Raw genomic sequence first — 13,212 nt, 5'->3', positions numbered from 1 at the left:
ACAGACCCGGGAAGATGGACCCAGTCAAAACAGTTAGCAGCGCAGCGGCGGAAGAGGCCGTCAGCGTAACGCCCGAAACCGAAGGCCGGCTGCTGATCGTCGATGACGATCCGGTCACGCGGCATCTGCTCTGCAGCTATTTCCGCCAGGCCGGCTATCACGTGGCGGAATCCGACAGTGGCGCCGATGTCGAGGCGCAGATCGCCGCTGCGCCCTGCGATATCGTCCTGCTGGATATCCGCATGCCCGGCCGCAACGGCCTGGATATCACCCGTTCCTTACGCGTCCAGAGCAGCATCGGCATCATCCTGATCAGCCAGCTTGCCGACGACACCGATCGCGTGATCGGTCTGGAGATCGGTGCCGACGACTACATCACCAAGCCGTTCAACCTGCGCGAGGTGCATGCGCGGGTGAAAAGCCTGCTGCGACGCATGGCGCTGTGGACACGGCCCGACGACAGCGACGTGATCCGCTTCCAGGGCTGGCAGTTCGACCTCGCCACCCGCCGCTTGCTCTCGCCGCAGGGCGAAGAGGTGCGCCTGACCGGCGGCGAATTCCAGCTTCTGGCCTGCCTGGTGCAGCGGCCCAAACGCCTCACGCCGCGCAGCCATCTGATCGCTATGGTCAGCGACGGCGCGCGCAGCATGTCGGCCGAAAGCATCGACGTGCTGATCTCGCGCCTGCGCCGAAAACTGGGCGACGATACGCGACCGCCCCAGCTGATCGTGACGGTGCATGGCCAGGGCTATGTGTTTGCCGCGCCGACTTACTGACCTCCTCGCCGCGCTACCGCTGCTCCTACTGCTGGCGGCGACGCCGGCACGGGCGCAGGAGATTCCCACGCTGACGCTGCGCGATGGCACACTGATCGACCTGATGGTGCAGGCGGCGCGTTATGACGGTGACCCCGCCGGCGAGAGCGATCCGGCCTATCCGGCACTGCTGCGCCGCGCCTTCGCGCAGGCCGCGCCGGCGCCGGCGCCATGGCCGGATTACAGGGCGCTCTGGCTGGCCGTCCGGCTGGTGAATCAGAGCACATTGACGGACTGGATGCTGCGGATGGATACCGATCCGCTCTACCTGCCGCAACTTGTCGTGCTCGATGATACCGGCACCCTGCTGTCGGTGGCGCGACGGCTGGACGCCCGCGCGGCCCTGCCCGAAACCGGCGCCGAGATCGGCGTCGGCCAACGCTTCCAGGTCGCGGTTCCACCGGGTGAGGCCCGGATCGTGCTGCTGCGCTTGAACGCCCTGGGTTTCGGATCGCTGGTGGCCGATATCCTCAGCCGCGACGCCTGGACCGTCTGGGCGATCCGACACCAGGCGGTTCTCGCTCTGGCGGTCGCCCTGATCGCCGCCACCGGCATCTACACCATGGTGATCGGCACCGGCATCGGCCGCATGGCCTATCTCTGGTACGGCCTGCATTGCGCCACGGTGCTGGTCTTCTGGCTCAATCTCTATGGCGTCTTCGCCGACCTGTTCGGTTTCACCGACCATACGCGGCTGCTCTACAAGGCATCGTCGATGGCGCTAGTGGCGATCGCACCCCTGCTAACGCGCGCGTTGCTAGATGTGCGGGACTTCGCGCCGCGCCTGAGCACGGCGCTGCTGGTCTGCGGTATCGCCGGATTCGCCCTGATCCTGCCGATCATCGTGCTGCATCCCTGGCCCGACCTGCAGCGCGCCTGGCTGCGCGGACCCGACTGGCAGTATCTCGTCGCGGTCGTCAGCTATTGCCTGATCTTCCCCGCCGGCTTTCTGGCGATGTGGCATCGCGTCGCCGGCGCCCGCTGGTTTCTGGTCGGCTGGCTGACCTATATCGCCGGCACCTTCTACACACTGGCCGCCTATTTCGGCTTTGTGCCCTTCACCGGGATGATTCTGTTCGTGGGTTTCATCACGGCAAGCTGGGAGGTGCTGTTCTCGGCCCAGGCGCTGGCCACCCGCATCCGCCTGCTGCAGGCCGAAAAGATCGAGGCGCAGGCGCAGCGCCGTGCGCAGCAGGATTTCCTCGCCGCCATCAGCCACGACCTGCGCACGCCGCTGAATGCCATCCTCGGTGCGGCTGCCATGCCCGATGACCGCAGCCTGACCGAAGCCGCGCGCCTGCGGCTCGCCGCCATCCGCCGTGCCGGCAAGATCCTGCTGGCGCTGATCTCCGACCTGCTCGACCGCGCCTCCTTGAGCAGCGGCAACCTGACCATCCTGAAACGGCCGGTGGCACTGCAGGACTGCGTGCAGGAAGCCGTCGACCTGGTGCGCGAGCGCGCCGAGGAGAAGCGGCTGCGGCTGCGCATCAACATCGACCCGGCCCTGCCGCATTCGGTGATCGGCGATGAGCTACGGCTGAAGCAGATCCTGTTCAACCTGGTCGAAAATGCCGTGAAATTCACGCCGCGCGGCGAGGTGACGGTCACCGCCAGCGCGCTGCCCTCGCCGGCCGCGCCGCGTCTGGCCATCGCCGTGCACGACAGCGGACCAGGCATTCCGGCCGCCGAACAGGGCATTATCTTTGCCCCATACCGGCGCGGGACGGCCATCGAAGGTGCTGGCCAGACGGCGGCTGCGGGCGGCAGCAGCCGCGGCCTCGGGTTATCCATCGCGCGCGACCTGGCGCGGGCCATGGACGGCGACCTGATCGTGGATAGCGCGCCAGGTGAAGGCAGCTGCTTCACCCTGACCCTGCCGCTGGTCTCCGCCGCGCCCGCCGATCGCCTGGTGGCCAGCCAGTTTATCCTGCTGGTCGACGATCTGGCGCTCAACCGGGAAACCGGCGCAGCCCTGTTGCGCAGCGAAGGCCATATCCTGCGCAGCTGCGGCAGCGGCGAGGCGATCCGGCATGTCGAGCAGGATGCCCTCGACCTGGTGCTGCTGGACCTGCAGATGCCGGAAATCGACGGCTTCGAACTGGCGCGCCGCATCCGTCACCTGGGCGACGAGCGCAAGGCCAACCTGCCCATCATTGCGCTCAGCGCCCATGTCGACGAAACCGTGCGGCAGCGTCTGGCTGCTGTCGGTGTCTTCGATATCCTGCAGAAGCCGCTGGGTCTGGACAGTCTGAACGCCATCCTGCAGCAGGCCATCGAGACCGCGCCGCGCCGGGTCAACTATGCGCTGCAACTCCGCGTCGCAGGCGAGGTTGGGCGTGCCAGCTGGGTCGTGGCGCTGCGGCGCTTCCGCGACGCCAGCGAAAATCTGCTGCAGGAAATCGCAGAGGCGCAACCGATGCAGCGTGCCGAACTGCTGCACCGGCTCGCCGGCATGGCCGGTGCCGTGGGACTGGAAGCCGTGTCGCATGAGGCCGCCGCACTGGAACAACGCCAGCGCAACGGCAACAGCATCCTGGATGGACTGCCTGGCCTGCGCGATCTGTGGTCGCGCAGCCTGGCGCGCTGTATCCCGTAACGATCAGGACGGCAGATCCGCCGCGATGACCACGCTGGGCGCCGAACGGGTGGCGGGGCCGTGGAACACCGCCTCGATATTGTTGCCATCGGGATCAAGCGCGAAGGCGGCATAATAGCCGGGATGGTATTTGTCGCGCGGACCGGGCGCGCCATTGTCGCGGCCGCCGGCAGCCAGCACGGCGGCATGGAAGCGCTTGACCATGGCCTCGTCGGCGGCCTGGAAAGCGATATGCGCCCGGCCGGTGAGATGGAAATCCGCATGGGCTTCGGCGGTGCTGACATACAGCTCGTCGACGAAAAAGAAGCCTGGGCCCTCGCCCCCGATCTTCAGGCCCAGGGCGCCGAAGGCCGCCTCGTAGAATTTGCGCGCTGCCGCCAGGTCGCGGACCACCAGCTGGATGTGATCGATCAGTCGGCCACGATGGAACTGCATGTGTTTCCTCCGGAGCGGAATGCCCTGCCGCAGATAACCCGCGACACGGCCTTTTGCTCCGGACGAAACGGCAAAGATCAGGTTGCCGTGATGTAGGGAATCCCGGCGATCACGCTGCTGAGCACCACGCCGTTGACCAGCATGCCCGCGACATGCAGCCGGCGCAGCCGGGTCACCGCGGCCACATCGCCTTCATCCCGGGCCTGCAGCGCCGTGTCGAAATGGCGCATGAACCAGCGATGGGCAAAGAACGTGCAGCTGGCCAGCAGGAGCATGCCAAGCGCCGGCCAGGCCTTGCCCGCCACCGCATAGGCCAGTAGCGCCAGCGGGCTGGTGACCAGCAGCATCCAGAAATAGCCCCGGAACATGGCGCGCAGTAGCCGCGGCACCGAGGGAATGGTGAAGCGCACCAGCAGGAAGGCCGGACAGGCGAGGAACAGGTATCCCAGCGGGAACAGCAGCAGGATGGTGGTGAGCAGAACGTAGGATTCGGGCGTCATAACCCATCTCGCGCGGCCGTGGACGACCGGCCCATATTATACCAGCCGTACCGGTATAATACCCCCCAATGGTCGAAGCCGCTCAGGCGAAATCCTGCGCCAGGCTGGCGCGTACCGGCTCCGGGATCACGGCGATATGGCCGTAACTCGGATGTTCGATGGCCAGCAGCACGCGGTCGGCCGCCTTGAAGCCCGCCACCTGTTCGGCCGTGAAGGGGAAGCGCAGGAAATGCACCGAGGAGGTCTTGCCGTCCTCGCGGTTGCGCTCGGCGTCGTCCTCGGGAATCGCCTTCACCTTGTGGCCGCCGAATTCCAGCACCACCATCTGGTCGATATTGGTGAGCTGGCCCAGCAGCACCGGGCGGCGCACCGGATCGTCCACCTCGATCATGAAGGTGCAGACCAGTTCAGCACCCTTGGGGATCAACGGCGCATAGGCATGCAGCTCGTCGGCGATCTGCTCCTCGCCGCCCTTCTCGATGAACAGCATTTCGTGAATCTGCCACCACATGGTGGCGTAATTCTCGAAATAGAAGGTGCAGAACGGGCCGACGCCGACGCGGCGGTTCTTCTTGATGGCGACGATCTCGGCACGCTTGTCCTTGCGGACTTTCTCGAAGTCCGGCATCGCCAGGATGTCGTCGCGTGTGATCGTCGTTTTGGTGTTCATCAGATCAACCCATATGCCTTTGCAAACAGCTCCACCGGATGATCGGCCTTGGCCGGCAGGGTGAAGCCTTCTTTATCCTTGCCCTCGCGCTCCATGCCCTGGCGGATATGGATGGCGGCGAGCGGGCATTCCGACGCGATATGCGCCTTGTTCTCTTTCACCGCGGTGCGCATGACCGGCTTGCCCACCTTCATACCGACCTCGAAGAACTCTTTCCGCACGCCCCATGAGCCGCCATGGCCGGCACAGCGCTCGATCACGGCCAGGTCCTGGCCCTGCTTCATCTCCGGGATCAACTTCATCATCTCGGTCGCCTTGTTACCCATATTCTGGGCACGGGCATGGCAGGCCAGATGCAGGGTGACGCCGCCTTCCAGCGGCTTCAGGCCCGGCGCCAGGCCATGCTTCTTGGCGATGTCGACGATGTATTCCGAAATGTCGAAGGTAGCCTGGGCCAGTTTTTTCACCAGCGGGTCGTCGGGCAGAATCAGCGGCCATTCGAATTTCAGCATCAGCGCGCAGGATGGCACCAGCGCCACGATGTCGTAGCCTTTGTCGATCAGCGGCGAAAACGCCTCCGCCACCACGCGGGCCTTCTTGGCCACATCCGCAATGTCGCCCTGCTCCAGCCGCGGCATGCCGCAGCAGCCGGGATATTCGACCCGCAGGTCGACGCCGTTATGGGCGAGAATCTTCTGCGCGGCGACACCGATATCGGGATTGTTGTAGTTGCCGAAGCAGGTGGCGTAGATCGCCGCCTTGCGTTTTCCAAAGGCGGGAGCCTCGCGGTTCACCGCCGCCGGCTCGGATTTGGCGCGCGCCACCAGGGTTTTCGAGTGGAATTTCGGCAGCTCGGCATCGCGATGGATGTCGGTGACGGCTTCCATCACCGGACGGGTCAGCCCGTTGCCGCGTTCGGAGGCCCAGTTGGCAATCGGCGCCACCAGGCCGGCGAGCTTGCCGTTGCGATCGGTCTGCGAGAGCTGGTCGCCAATCGCATCCTTATGCCCATGATGCCGTTCGGCGGCGCGATACCGCAGCATCAGATGCGGGAAATCGAGCTGGAATTCATGCGGCGGCACATAGGGGCACTTGGTCATGTAGCACAGGTCGCAGAGCGTGCAGGCATCCACGATCGGCTTGAAGTCCGCCGACTTCACTTCATCGAGTTCGCCGGTCGGCGAGGCATCGACCAGATCGAACAGGCGCGGAAAACTGTCGCAGAGATTGAAGCAGCGGCGACAGCCATGACAAATGTCGAGCACGCGCCGCATTTCGGCGTCGAGTTTTTCCAGGTCGTAGAAATCGGGATTGTTCCAGTCGAGCGGATGCCGGACCGGCGCCTCAAGGCTGCCTTCGCGCATGGTAGTCCCCCGGATGGGTGCGTCTAACGTGCTGGTCATCTGCGGAGCGCCAGCTTGGGGCGATGCGCTCCGCAGATCGTTACGTCACCAGGGCCGGGAAATCAGCCCAGCGTGTCGAGCGCCTTCTGGAAGCGGCCGGCATGGCTCTTTTCAGCCTTGGCCAGCGTCTCGAACCATTCGGCGATCTCGTCGAAGCCTTCCTCGCGGGCGGTCTTCGCCATGCCGGGATACATGTCGGTGTATTCGTGGGTCTCGCCGGCGACGGCGGCCTTCAGGTTGTTCGAGGTCTCGCCGATCGGCAGATCGGTGGCCGGATCGCCGACTTCGGCCATGAATTCGAGATGGCCATGGGCATGGCCGGTCTCGCCTTCGGCGGTCGAGCGGAAGACGGCGGCAACGTCGTTGTAGCCTTCAACGTCGGCCTTCTGGGCGAAATAGAGATAGCGGCGGTTGGCCTGGCTTTCGCCGGCGAACGCGTCTTTCAGATTGCCGTGAGTCTTGGAGCCTTTGAGTGCGGGCATTGCTGGTCCTCCTTGCATTCCCCTGAGCCGCGGGTTCCCCGAACGGGCCCCACAGCGGTCGTCCCGGTCTGATGCGGCTGCCATGGGGGACAGCGCGGCAGATTCGGAATCAGCGGATTATGAACCGCAACCGCAGGCCGTCAAGGCGTTTTAGAATTATTCTAAAAGTTGCGAATGGCTCGCAGACGGAGCGTTTCGCGGGCCTCAGCTTTCGAGGCGGACGATCACGTCGACGCGGGCGATTTTCGCGCCCTCGGGGGCCTCGGGCAAGCGGGCCACGGCGATCTCGGTTTCCGGGATGTCGCGCAGCTCGCCCGAGCGCTCGTAATAGAAGTGATGGTGCGGCGACAGGTTGGTGTCGAAATAGGCCCGGCCGGCATCCACCGTCACCATGCGCAGCAGGCCGGCGGCGGTGAACTGGTGCAGGCAGTTGTAGACGGTCGCCAGCGACAGGCGGGCGCCACGCTCGGCAGCCTCGGTGAACAGGCCTTCGGCGGTGACATGGCAATGGCCGCGCTCGAACAGGATCTCGGCCAGCACCAGGCGCTGCCGCGTGGTCCGCAGGCCGGCACCCTGCAGCCGCGCCGCGGCCGCCTTGAAGCGGGGATCGATCACCTTGGTCATAAGTCTGCATATATAACAGGAGTGGCCCTGAGGCCACCGATTTGTCGGTATTGTTGCATTCCCCTCGCAAGCTGTTGATCGGGCAGGGTCTGTTCCGGCGGCGACCGGCGTTAACCACTTCGCCCGGGCCGTCGATGCGACCGGATCGCGTCATTGTAACAAGTTGCAACGAAACTGTTGCGGCTGGCCGGGGGATCACTACATTGTGCCCGGAAGGCGATGGCAGACCCGACACTTAAGGGTCATTTGCCACAGAGGGACTGCGCCATCCTGGCAGCAGACGGGTTGAGGATTTCGCGCCAGTGGAACTAAAGAACGTGGAACGGAAGAACAGTTACAGCTACGAGGATCTGCTGGCTTGCGCGCATGGCAAGCTGTTCGGCGAGGGCAATGCCCGCCTGCCGCTGCCGCCCATGCTGATGCTCGACCGGATCGTCAAGATCGTCAGCGATGGCGGCAAATACGGCAAGGGCGAGATCGAAGCCGAGCTGGACATCAAGCCGAACCTCTGGTTCTTCCCCTGTCATTTCGAGAATGATCCGATCATGCCGGGCTGCCTCGGCCTCGATGCCATGTGGCAGCTGGTCGGCTTTTTCCTCGGCTGGATGAAGGCGCCGGGCCGCGGCCGCGCGCTCAGCGTCGGCGAAGTGAAATTCTCCGACATGGTCACGCCGGCGGCCCAGAAGATCACCTTCAAGATCGATATCAAGCGGGTGCTGATGCGCAAGTTCGGCATCGCCATCGCCGACGGCACGATGTTCATCGACGGCAAGCCGGCCTATGAATGCAAGGACATGCGCGTTGGCGTGTTTCCGGATGGCATGGCGCCGGCTGCTGCCTGATGCGCGCTGTCTGACCCGGCTGCGCCGTCACACGACGGCCCTATATTTGTGAAAGCATTGTCGTTGCGGCCAGCATTCGCTAACCCGGCCGCATAACAGGAGCCTTACGCCATGCGTCGCGTCGTCGTTACCGGTCTCGGCATCACCTCTTCCATCGGCAATAATGTCGAGGAAGTCGCAGACAGCCTGAAGGCCGGCCGCTCCGGCATCGTGTTTGCCGAAGACTATGACCGCCTGAATTTCCGCAGCCGCGTGCATGGCACCGTGAAGATCGATCTGGAGGCCGCCATCGACCGCCGCCAGAAGCGCTTCATGGGCGACGGCGCCGCCTATGCCTATCTGGCGATGGAGCAGGCGATCGCCGACAGCGGGCTGGAAGCCAATGACATCATCAACCCGCGCACCGGCCTGATCGTCGGCTCTGGCGGCGCCTCGACCAGGAACCTAGTGGCCTCGGCCGATATCACCCGCGAAAAAGGCGGCCCGAAAAAGATCGGCCCCTTCATGGTGCCGCGCGCGATGTCGAGCACCTGCTCGGCCGTGCTCTCCACCGCCTTCAAGATCAAGGGCGTCAACTACTCGATCAGCTCGGCCTGCTCGACCTCGGCCCATTGCATCGGCAATGCCGCTGAACTGATTCAGCTCGGCAAGCAGGATATCGTCTTTGCCGGCGGCGGCGAGGAACTGGACTGGACCCTGAGCTGCCTGTTCGACGCCATGCCGGCCATGTCGTCCTCCTTCAACGCCACGCCGGAAAAGGCCTCGCGCGCCTATGACAAGGACCGCGACGGCTTCGTCATCGCCGGCGGCGGCGGCATCCTCGTGGTCGAGGAGCTGGAACATGCCAAGGCGCGCGGCGCCAAGATCTATGCCGAACTGGTCGGCTATGGCGCCACCTCGGATGGCGCCGACATGGTCGCGCCGTCGGGCGAAGGCGCGGTGCGCTGCATGCAGCAGGCGCTCAGCGAGGCCGGCGGCCATGGCCATAACGCGCCGATCGACTACATCAACACCCACGGCACGTCCACACCGGCCGGCGACATCACCGAGCTGAACGCGATCCGCGAAGTGTTCGGCGACAAGGTGCCGCCGATCAGCTCGACCAAGTCGCTCACCGGCCATTCGCTGGGTGCCGCCGGCGTGCAGGAGTCGATCTACTCGATCCTGATGATGCGCGACAACTTCATTGCCGCCTCGGCCAATATCGAAAACCTCGACCCTGGCGCCGAAGGCTTCCCCATCGTGCGCGAGCGCCGTGACAACGTGACGCTGAACCGCGTGATGTCGAATTCCTTCGGCTTCGGCGGCACCAACGCCTCGCTGATCTTCCAGCGCTACGCCGCCTGACCTGCCAGCTTTCCCCAATCAAAAAAGTCCGGAACGAACATGACTGACATGCCTGCACTGATGAGCGGCAAACGCGGCCTCATCATGGGGGTCGCCAACGACCATTCCATCGCCTGGGGTATCGCCGACATGCTGCACAAGCATGGCGCGGAGCTTGCCTTCACCTACCAGGGCGAAGCCTTCGAGCGCCGCGTGCGCCCGCTGGCCCAGAGCGTCAATGCCAAAGCCATCGTGCCCTGCGATGTCGAGGACGAGACCTCGATGCGCCAGGCCTTCGAGAAGGTTGGCGCCGCCTTCGGCAACCAGATCGATTTCGTGGTGCATGCCATCGCCTATTCCGACAAGGAAGAGCTGAAGGGCCGCTACCTCAACACCACGCGCGGCAACTTCAGCCGCTCGCTGCTGATCTCGTGCTATTCCTTCACCGAGGTGGCGCGGCTAGCGCAGCCCTATATGAGCCAGGGCGGTTCACTGATCACCCTCACCTATGAAGGCAGCACGCGCGTGATGCCGAATTACAACGTGATGGGCGTCGCCAAGGCGGCGCTGGAAGCCAGCGTGCGCTATCTCGCCGTCGATCTTGGCCCGCAGAATATCCGCGTCAACGCCGTGTCGCCCGGGCCGATGCGCACGCTCGCCGGCTCGGCCATCGGCTCGGCCCGCGCCACCTTCAAGTTCACTGCGCAGCACAGCCCGCTGCGCCGCAATGCCAGCCTGGACGAAGTGGGCGGCGCCGCGCTGTTCCTGCTCAGCGATCTCGGCTCGGGCGTCAGCGGCGAGATCGTTCATGTCGACAGCGGCTTCCATGTGCTCGGCATGCCCAACCCCGCCGACCTCGCCGGCAACGGCCAGGACAGCTGAAGCGCGGCTACCGCCGCATACTGCGTTACACATCCGGTCCGGGCGACTATGCTGTCCGGACCGTTGCATTTGCAGTCCCTATGGATCGCCCGCTCGACAGTCTCCTGACCGACTTGGAACTGCCCGGCCATCGTGCCGTGGCGGAGCACTGGCTCGCGCTTTACCGCAGCAAGGGCGACATCCCCACCCTGGCCGAAATCGACCCGCTGCATTTCCCGCGTGCGCTGGCCGATGCCTGGATCGTCGATGCCACCGAGGACGGCCGCTTCTGTTTCCGCCTGATGGGCGAGACCCTGGTGCAGTGGTATGGCCGCAGCCCGAAAGGCCTGTATTACGAGGACCTGTTCCCTGCCGCCACCGTGGCGGTGCTGATCCCCCAGTCGCAGCAGGTGCTGCAACGGCCCTGCGCCGGCTTCCAGCGCGTGCATACCCAGACGCCGGACCGGCATCTGCCGCGCTCGTTCGAACGCCTGACCTTCCCCTTGCGCGACACCGCCACCGGCCGTATGCGGCACATCCTGGGCAACTCGATCTTCAACCGCGAACGCGACGATCCGCTACCGCCGGAAGCAGATTACTGGTATCCGCTCGACACGAGCCGGTGAATAGCCGCGATTAGCGGTTGTCAGCCCTGCCCGCCGCGCCGCAGAATGGATGCCACCCCGAGGGGCGTCCCATGTCGCACGACTTCAATACGCTGCTGACTGACATGACCCTGCCGATGCACCGCGCCCTGGTGCAGCACTGGCTGGAGCTTTATGACGCCGCCGGCGGCCGGATTCCCGCCGTGCAGGCCATCGACCCGCTGCGGCTGGGCCGCTACCTGCCCGATATCTGCATCCTCGACCATGACGGCGGCGACGTCTTCCGCTACCGGCTGGCGGGCGGCAACGTGAATGAATTCTACGGCCTGGATGTCAAAGGCCGCGACATGACGGAGCTGCTTGAATCGCCGACGCGCGAGCGCCTGCTCGACATGGCGCATGCCATCGTGGAGATGCCGGCGGCCGTGCTGCATGGTCTGAGCAGCATGCTGCCGCAGTGGAACTACTCGGTGGCGCTGCAGCGCATCAGCCTGCCGCTGGCCGACCGCGACGGCGCACTGCGCCATATCATCAGCGCCACCGTGTTCCGCTACGACCGCAGCCAGAGCTATGCCCTGGTCTCGGCCGATTTCCAGCACCGCTACCGCATCCCGCAGGACGGCCGCAGCGGCCAGGCCGACGACACGATGCGCTCGGCCGGCTGAGCGCTGTACAGGCTTTTGACGTCGCCGATATACTGTCGGCGTGAATCGGCCGCTGACCGCCCTCATCGAAGACATCATGTTGCCGAGCCACCGGCTGGTGGCCGCACACTGGCTTGATCTCTATGCCGCCGCCGGCAGCCGCGTGCCGCTGCTGCGCGACCTCGATCCGATCCGGTTTCCCGCGGCCCTGCGCGACATCTGGATCGTCGATGCCGGTGACGATGGCCGCTTCCGCTTCCATCTGGCCGGCCAGAGCCTGGTCGAGTGGTATGGCAGCAGCCCGAAGGGACTGTCCATGGAAGACATTTACCCCGATACGGTGCTGCCGCTGATCAACCGCACCCTGCAGCAGGTCATCACGGCACCCGCCATCTGCTACCAGAAGGGCAGCAGCCTGACCAAGAACTGGAGTCTGCCGATTGCCATGGAGCGGCTCGGCCTGCCACTGGCCGACGATACCGGCCGGCTGCGGCACCTGTTCGGCATCACCAGTCTCGAAACCCGGGATGGCGATGGCGATGGCCCGCTGACATCCAGTATCGATGTGGAACGCTGGTACCCGGTCTGAACTACCCGGTCTGAACTGCGAGGACGACCCCATGCTCAATCTCTATTATGTCGCCAGCACCTGCGCGCTTGCCTCGCATATCGCGCTGGAAGACGCCGGCGCCGCCTACACGACGACGCGGATGAGCTTTGCCAGCGCCGACCAGCGCAAGCCGGAATACCTGGCGATCAACCCGAAGGGCCGCGTGCCGGCACTGGTGACCGAGCGTGGCGTGCTGACCGAAACCCCGGCGATGCTGGCCTATATCGCGCAGCTTTATCCCGCCGCGAAGCTGGCGCCGCTCGACGACGCTTACGCCTTCGGCCAGGTGCAGGCCTTCAACAGCTATCTGTGCTCCACCGTGCATGTGGCCCATGCCCATCGCATGCGCGGCTATCGCTGGGTCGAGGCCGATGACGCGGCGTCGATCGCGGCGATGCAGCGCAAGGTGCCGCAAAGCGTGTTCGAGGCCTTCCATCTGATCGAGACCGGCATGCTGGCCGGCCCCTGGGTTATGGGCGTGGACTATACGATCTGCGATGCCTATCTCTTCACGCTCGCCCAGTGGCTGGAAGGCGATCGCGTCGATGTGGCGCAGCTGCCGCGGATCATCGCGCATCGCCAGCGCATGCTGCAGCGCCCGGCGGTGCAGCGTGCCATCGCGGCCGAAACGGCGGCGGCCTGATCCGCATCTTTTATCGTCATGCCACGCAAGCGTGGCATCCACGTCTTTCGTGGGCCAAGTCGTGGATACCACCGCTGCGCGTTGGCATGACGGTGGAGGGGAAAGATCGTGGCCGGGACAGCCCATGGCCTTCCGATCACCGAAAGTTGCCCGGCC

General features: G+C 65.0%; 15 protein-coding genes. 9 read left to right on the top strand and 6 right to left on the bottom strand.

The genetic code is table 11. From position 1 onward, the window contains the following. The first annotated feature begins 14 nt into the window (after positions 1-14). Both AC1ROT_RS11645 and AC1ROT_RS11640 read left to right on the top strand, forming a co-directional pair. Complete coding sequence (locus AC1ROT_RS11645; RefSeq protein ID WP_492999151.1) at positions 15-776, top strand: response regulator; 762 nt, start codon at positions 15-17, stop codon at positions 774-776. Continuing rightward, positions 757-3,411 carry an ATP-binding protein gene (locus AC1ROT_RS11640; protein ID WP_492999150.1) on the top strand — a complete coding sequence of 885 codons (2,655 nt, stop codon included), beginning with the start codon at positions 757-759 and terminating at the stop codon, positions 3,409-3,411. Before AC1ROT_RS11645 ends, AC1ROT_RS11640 begins: the two co-directional genes overlap by 20 nt. A gap of 3 nt (positions 3,412-3,414) precedes the next feature. Here AC1ROT_RS11640 and AC1ROT_RS11635 read toward each other — a convergent pair whose 3' ends face one another. From AC1ROT_RS11635 to irrA, 6 genes are all read right to left on the bottom strand, one after another. After that, positions 3,415-3,846 carry a VOC family protein gene (locus AC1ROT_RS11635; protein ID WP_492999148.1) on the bottom strand — a complete coding sequence of 144 codons (432 nt, stop codon included), beginning with the start codon at positions 3,844-3,846 and terminating at the stop codon, positions 3,415-3,417. Between the two features lie 77 nt (positions 3,847-3,923). Next, the gene (locus AC1ROT_RS11630) at positions 3,924-4,346 is read right to left on the bottom strand and encodes a hypothetical protein (protein WP_492973619.1); all 423 of its coding nucleotides are present in this window, start codon (positions 4,344-4,346) and stop codon (positions 3,924-3,926) included. An 82-nt stretch (positions 4,347-4,428) separates the two neighbouring features. Then, entirely contained in the window at positions 4,429-5,016 is a 588-nt protein-coding gene (locus tag AC1ROT_RS11625) for a DUF3501 family protein (RefSeq protein ID WP_492999147.1), read from the bottom strand. Further along, a complete protein-coding gene (locus AC1ROT_RS11620; protein WP_492999145.1) occupies positions 5,016-6,380 on the bottom strand; it encodes a (Fe-S)-binding protein in 1,365 nt (454 codons plus the stop codon). Before AC1ROT_RS11620 ends, AC1ROT_RS11625 begins: the two co-directional genes overlap by 1 nt. A gap of 101 nt (positions 6,381-6,481) precedes the next feature. After that, positions 6,482-6,901, bottom strand: coding sequence for a rubrerythrin family protein (locus AC1ROT_RS11615; RefSeq protein WP_492973622.1), 420 nt, complete (start codon positions 6,899-6,901; stop codon positions 6,482-6,484). A gap of 204 nt (positions 6,902-7,105) precedes the next feature. Further along, on the bottom strand, positions 7,106-7,525 hold the full coding sequence (irrA, locus tag AC1ROT_RS11610) for an iron response transcriptional regulator IrrA (RefSeq protein ID WP_492973623.1): 420 nt from the start codon (positions 7,523-7,525) through the stop codon (positions 7,106-7,108). Positions 7,526-7,842: 317 nt separating this feature from the next. Between irrA and fabA the strand changes: the two genes are divergently transcribed. The 7 genes from fabA to AC1ROT_RS11575 all read left to right on the top strand — a co-directional run bounded on the left by fabA (position 7,843) and on the right by AC1ROT_RS11575 (position 13,056). Beyond that, the gene (fabA, locus tag AC1ROT_RS11605; RefSeq protein ID WP_492973624.1) at positions 7,843-8,367 is read left to right on the top strand and encodes a bifunctional 3-hydroxydecanoyl-ACP dehydratase/trans-2-decenoyl-ACP isomerase; all 525 of its coding nucleotides are present in this window, start codon (positions 7,843-7,845) and stop codon (positions 8,365-8,367) included. Positions 8,368-8,478: 111 nt separating this feature from the next. Next, complete coding sequence (gene fabB, locus AC1ROT_RS11600; RefSeq protein WP_492973625.1) at positions 8,479-9,714, top strand: beta-ketoacyl-ACP synthase I; 1,236 nt, start codon at positions 8,479-8,481, stop codon at positions 9,712-9,714. A 39-nt stretch (positions 9,715-9,753) separates the two neighbouring features. After that, positions 9,754-10,575, top strand: a complete 822-nt coding sequence (locus tag AC1ROT_RS11595) for an enoyl-ACP reductase FabI (RefSeq protein ID WP_492999143.1) — start codon at positions 9,754-9,756, stop codon at positions 10,573-10,575. An 80-nt stretch (positions 10,576-10,655) separates the two neighbouring features. Further along, positions 10,656-11,180, top strand: coding sequence for a PAS domain-containing protein (locus tag AC1ROT_RS11590; protein ID WP_492999141.1), 525 nt, complete (start codon positions 10,656-10,658; stop codon positions 11,178-11,180). Between the two features lie 71 nt (positions 11,181-11,251). Then, positions 11,252-11,824: a PAS domain-containing protein gene (locus AC1ROT_RS11585; RefSeq protein ID WP_492973628.1), complete on the top strand. Its 573-nt coding sequence runs from the start codon at positions 11,252-11,254 to the stop codon at positions 11,822-11,824. A gap of 40 nt (positions 11,825-11,864) precedes the next feature. After that, positions 11,865-12,392, top strand: coding sequence for a PAS domain-containing protein (locus AC1ROT_RS11580; protein ID WP_492999139.1), 528 nt, complete (start codon positions 11,865-11,867; stop codon positions 12,390-12,392). A 31-nt stretch (positions 12,393-12,423) separates the two neighbouring features. Further along, positions 12,424-13,056 carry a glutathione S-transferase family protein gene (locus AC1ROT_RS11575; protein ID WP_492999137.1) on the top strand — a complete coding sequence of 211 codons (633 nt, stop codon included), beginning with the start codon at positions 12,424-12,426 and terminating at the stop codon, positions 13,054-13,056. Positions 13,057-13,212 lie beyond the last annotated feature (156 nt).

It is taken from the genome of Ferrovibrio sp. GW821-FHT12E11 (assembly GCF_058806975.1).
This window is presented reverse-complemented; position numbering and strand designations above follow the sequence as displayed.

What these genes read in the sequence shown, in the direction of transcription:
- AC1ROT_RS11645 (WP_492999151.1), top strand. Translation starts at nt 15, where the DNA reads ATGGACCCAGTCAAAACAGTTAGCAGCGCAGCGGCGGAAGAGGCCGTC.
- AC1ROT_RS11635 (WP_492999148.1), bottom strand. Translation starts at nt 3,846, where the DNA reads ATGCAGTTCCATCGTGGCCGACTGATCGATCACATCCAGCTGGTGGTC.
- AC1ROT_RS11630 (WP_492973619.1), bottom strand. Translation starts at nt 4,346, where the DNA reads ATGACGCCCGAATCCTACGTTCTGCTCACCACCATCCTGCTGCTGTTC.
- AC1ROT_RS11625 (WP_492999147.1), bottom strand. Translation starts at nt 5,016, where the DNA reads ATGAACACCAAAACGACGATCACACGCGACGACATCCTGGCGATGCCG.
- AC1ROT_RS11620 (WP_492999145.1), bottom strand. Translation starts at nt 6,380, where the DNA reads ATGCGCGAAGGCAGCCTTGAGGCGCCGGTCCGGCATCCGCTCGACTGG.
- AC1ROT_RS11615 (WP_492973622.1), bottom strand. Translation starts at nt 6,901, where the DNA reads ATGCCCGCACTCAAAGGCTCCAAGACTCACGGCAATCTGAAAGACGCG.
- irrA (WP_492973623.1), bottom strand. Translation starts at nt 7,525, where the DNA reads ATGACCAAGGTGATCGATCCCCGCTTCAAGGCGGCCGCGGCGCGGCTG.
- fabB (WP_492973625.1), top strand. Translation starts at nt 8,479, where the DNA reads ATGCGTCGCGTCGTCGTTACCGGTCTCGGCATCACCTCTTCCATCGGC.
- AC1ROT_RS11595 (WP_492999143.1), top strand. Translation starts at nt 9,754, where the DNA reads ATGACTGACATGCCTGCACTGATGAGCGGCAAACGCGGCCTCATCATG.
- AC1ROT_RS11590 (WP_492999141.1), top strand. Translation starts at nt 10,656, where the DNA reads ATGGATCGCCCGCTCGACAGTCTCCTGACCGACTTGGAACTGCCCGGC.
- AC1ROT_RS11585 (WP_492973628.1), top strand. Translation starts at nt 11,252, where the DNA reads ATGTCGCACGACTTCAATACGCTGCTGACTGACATGACCCTGCCGATG.
- AC1ROT_RS11575 (WP_492999137.1), top strand. Translation starts at nt 12,424, where the DNA reads ATGCTCAATCTCTATTATGTCGCCAGCACCTGCGCGCTTGCCTCGCAT.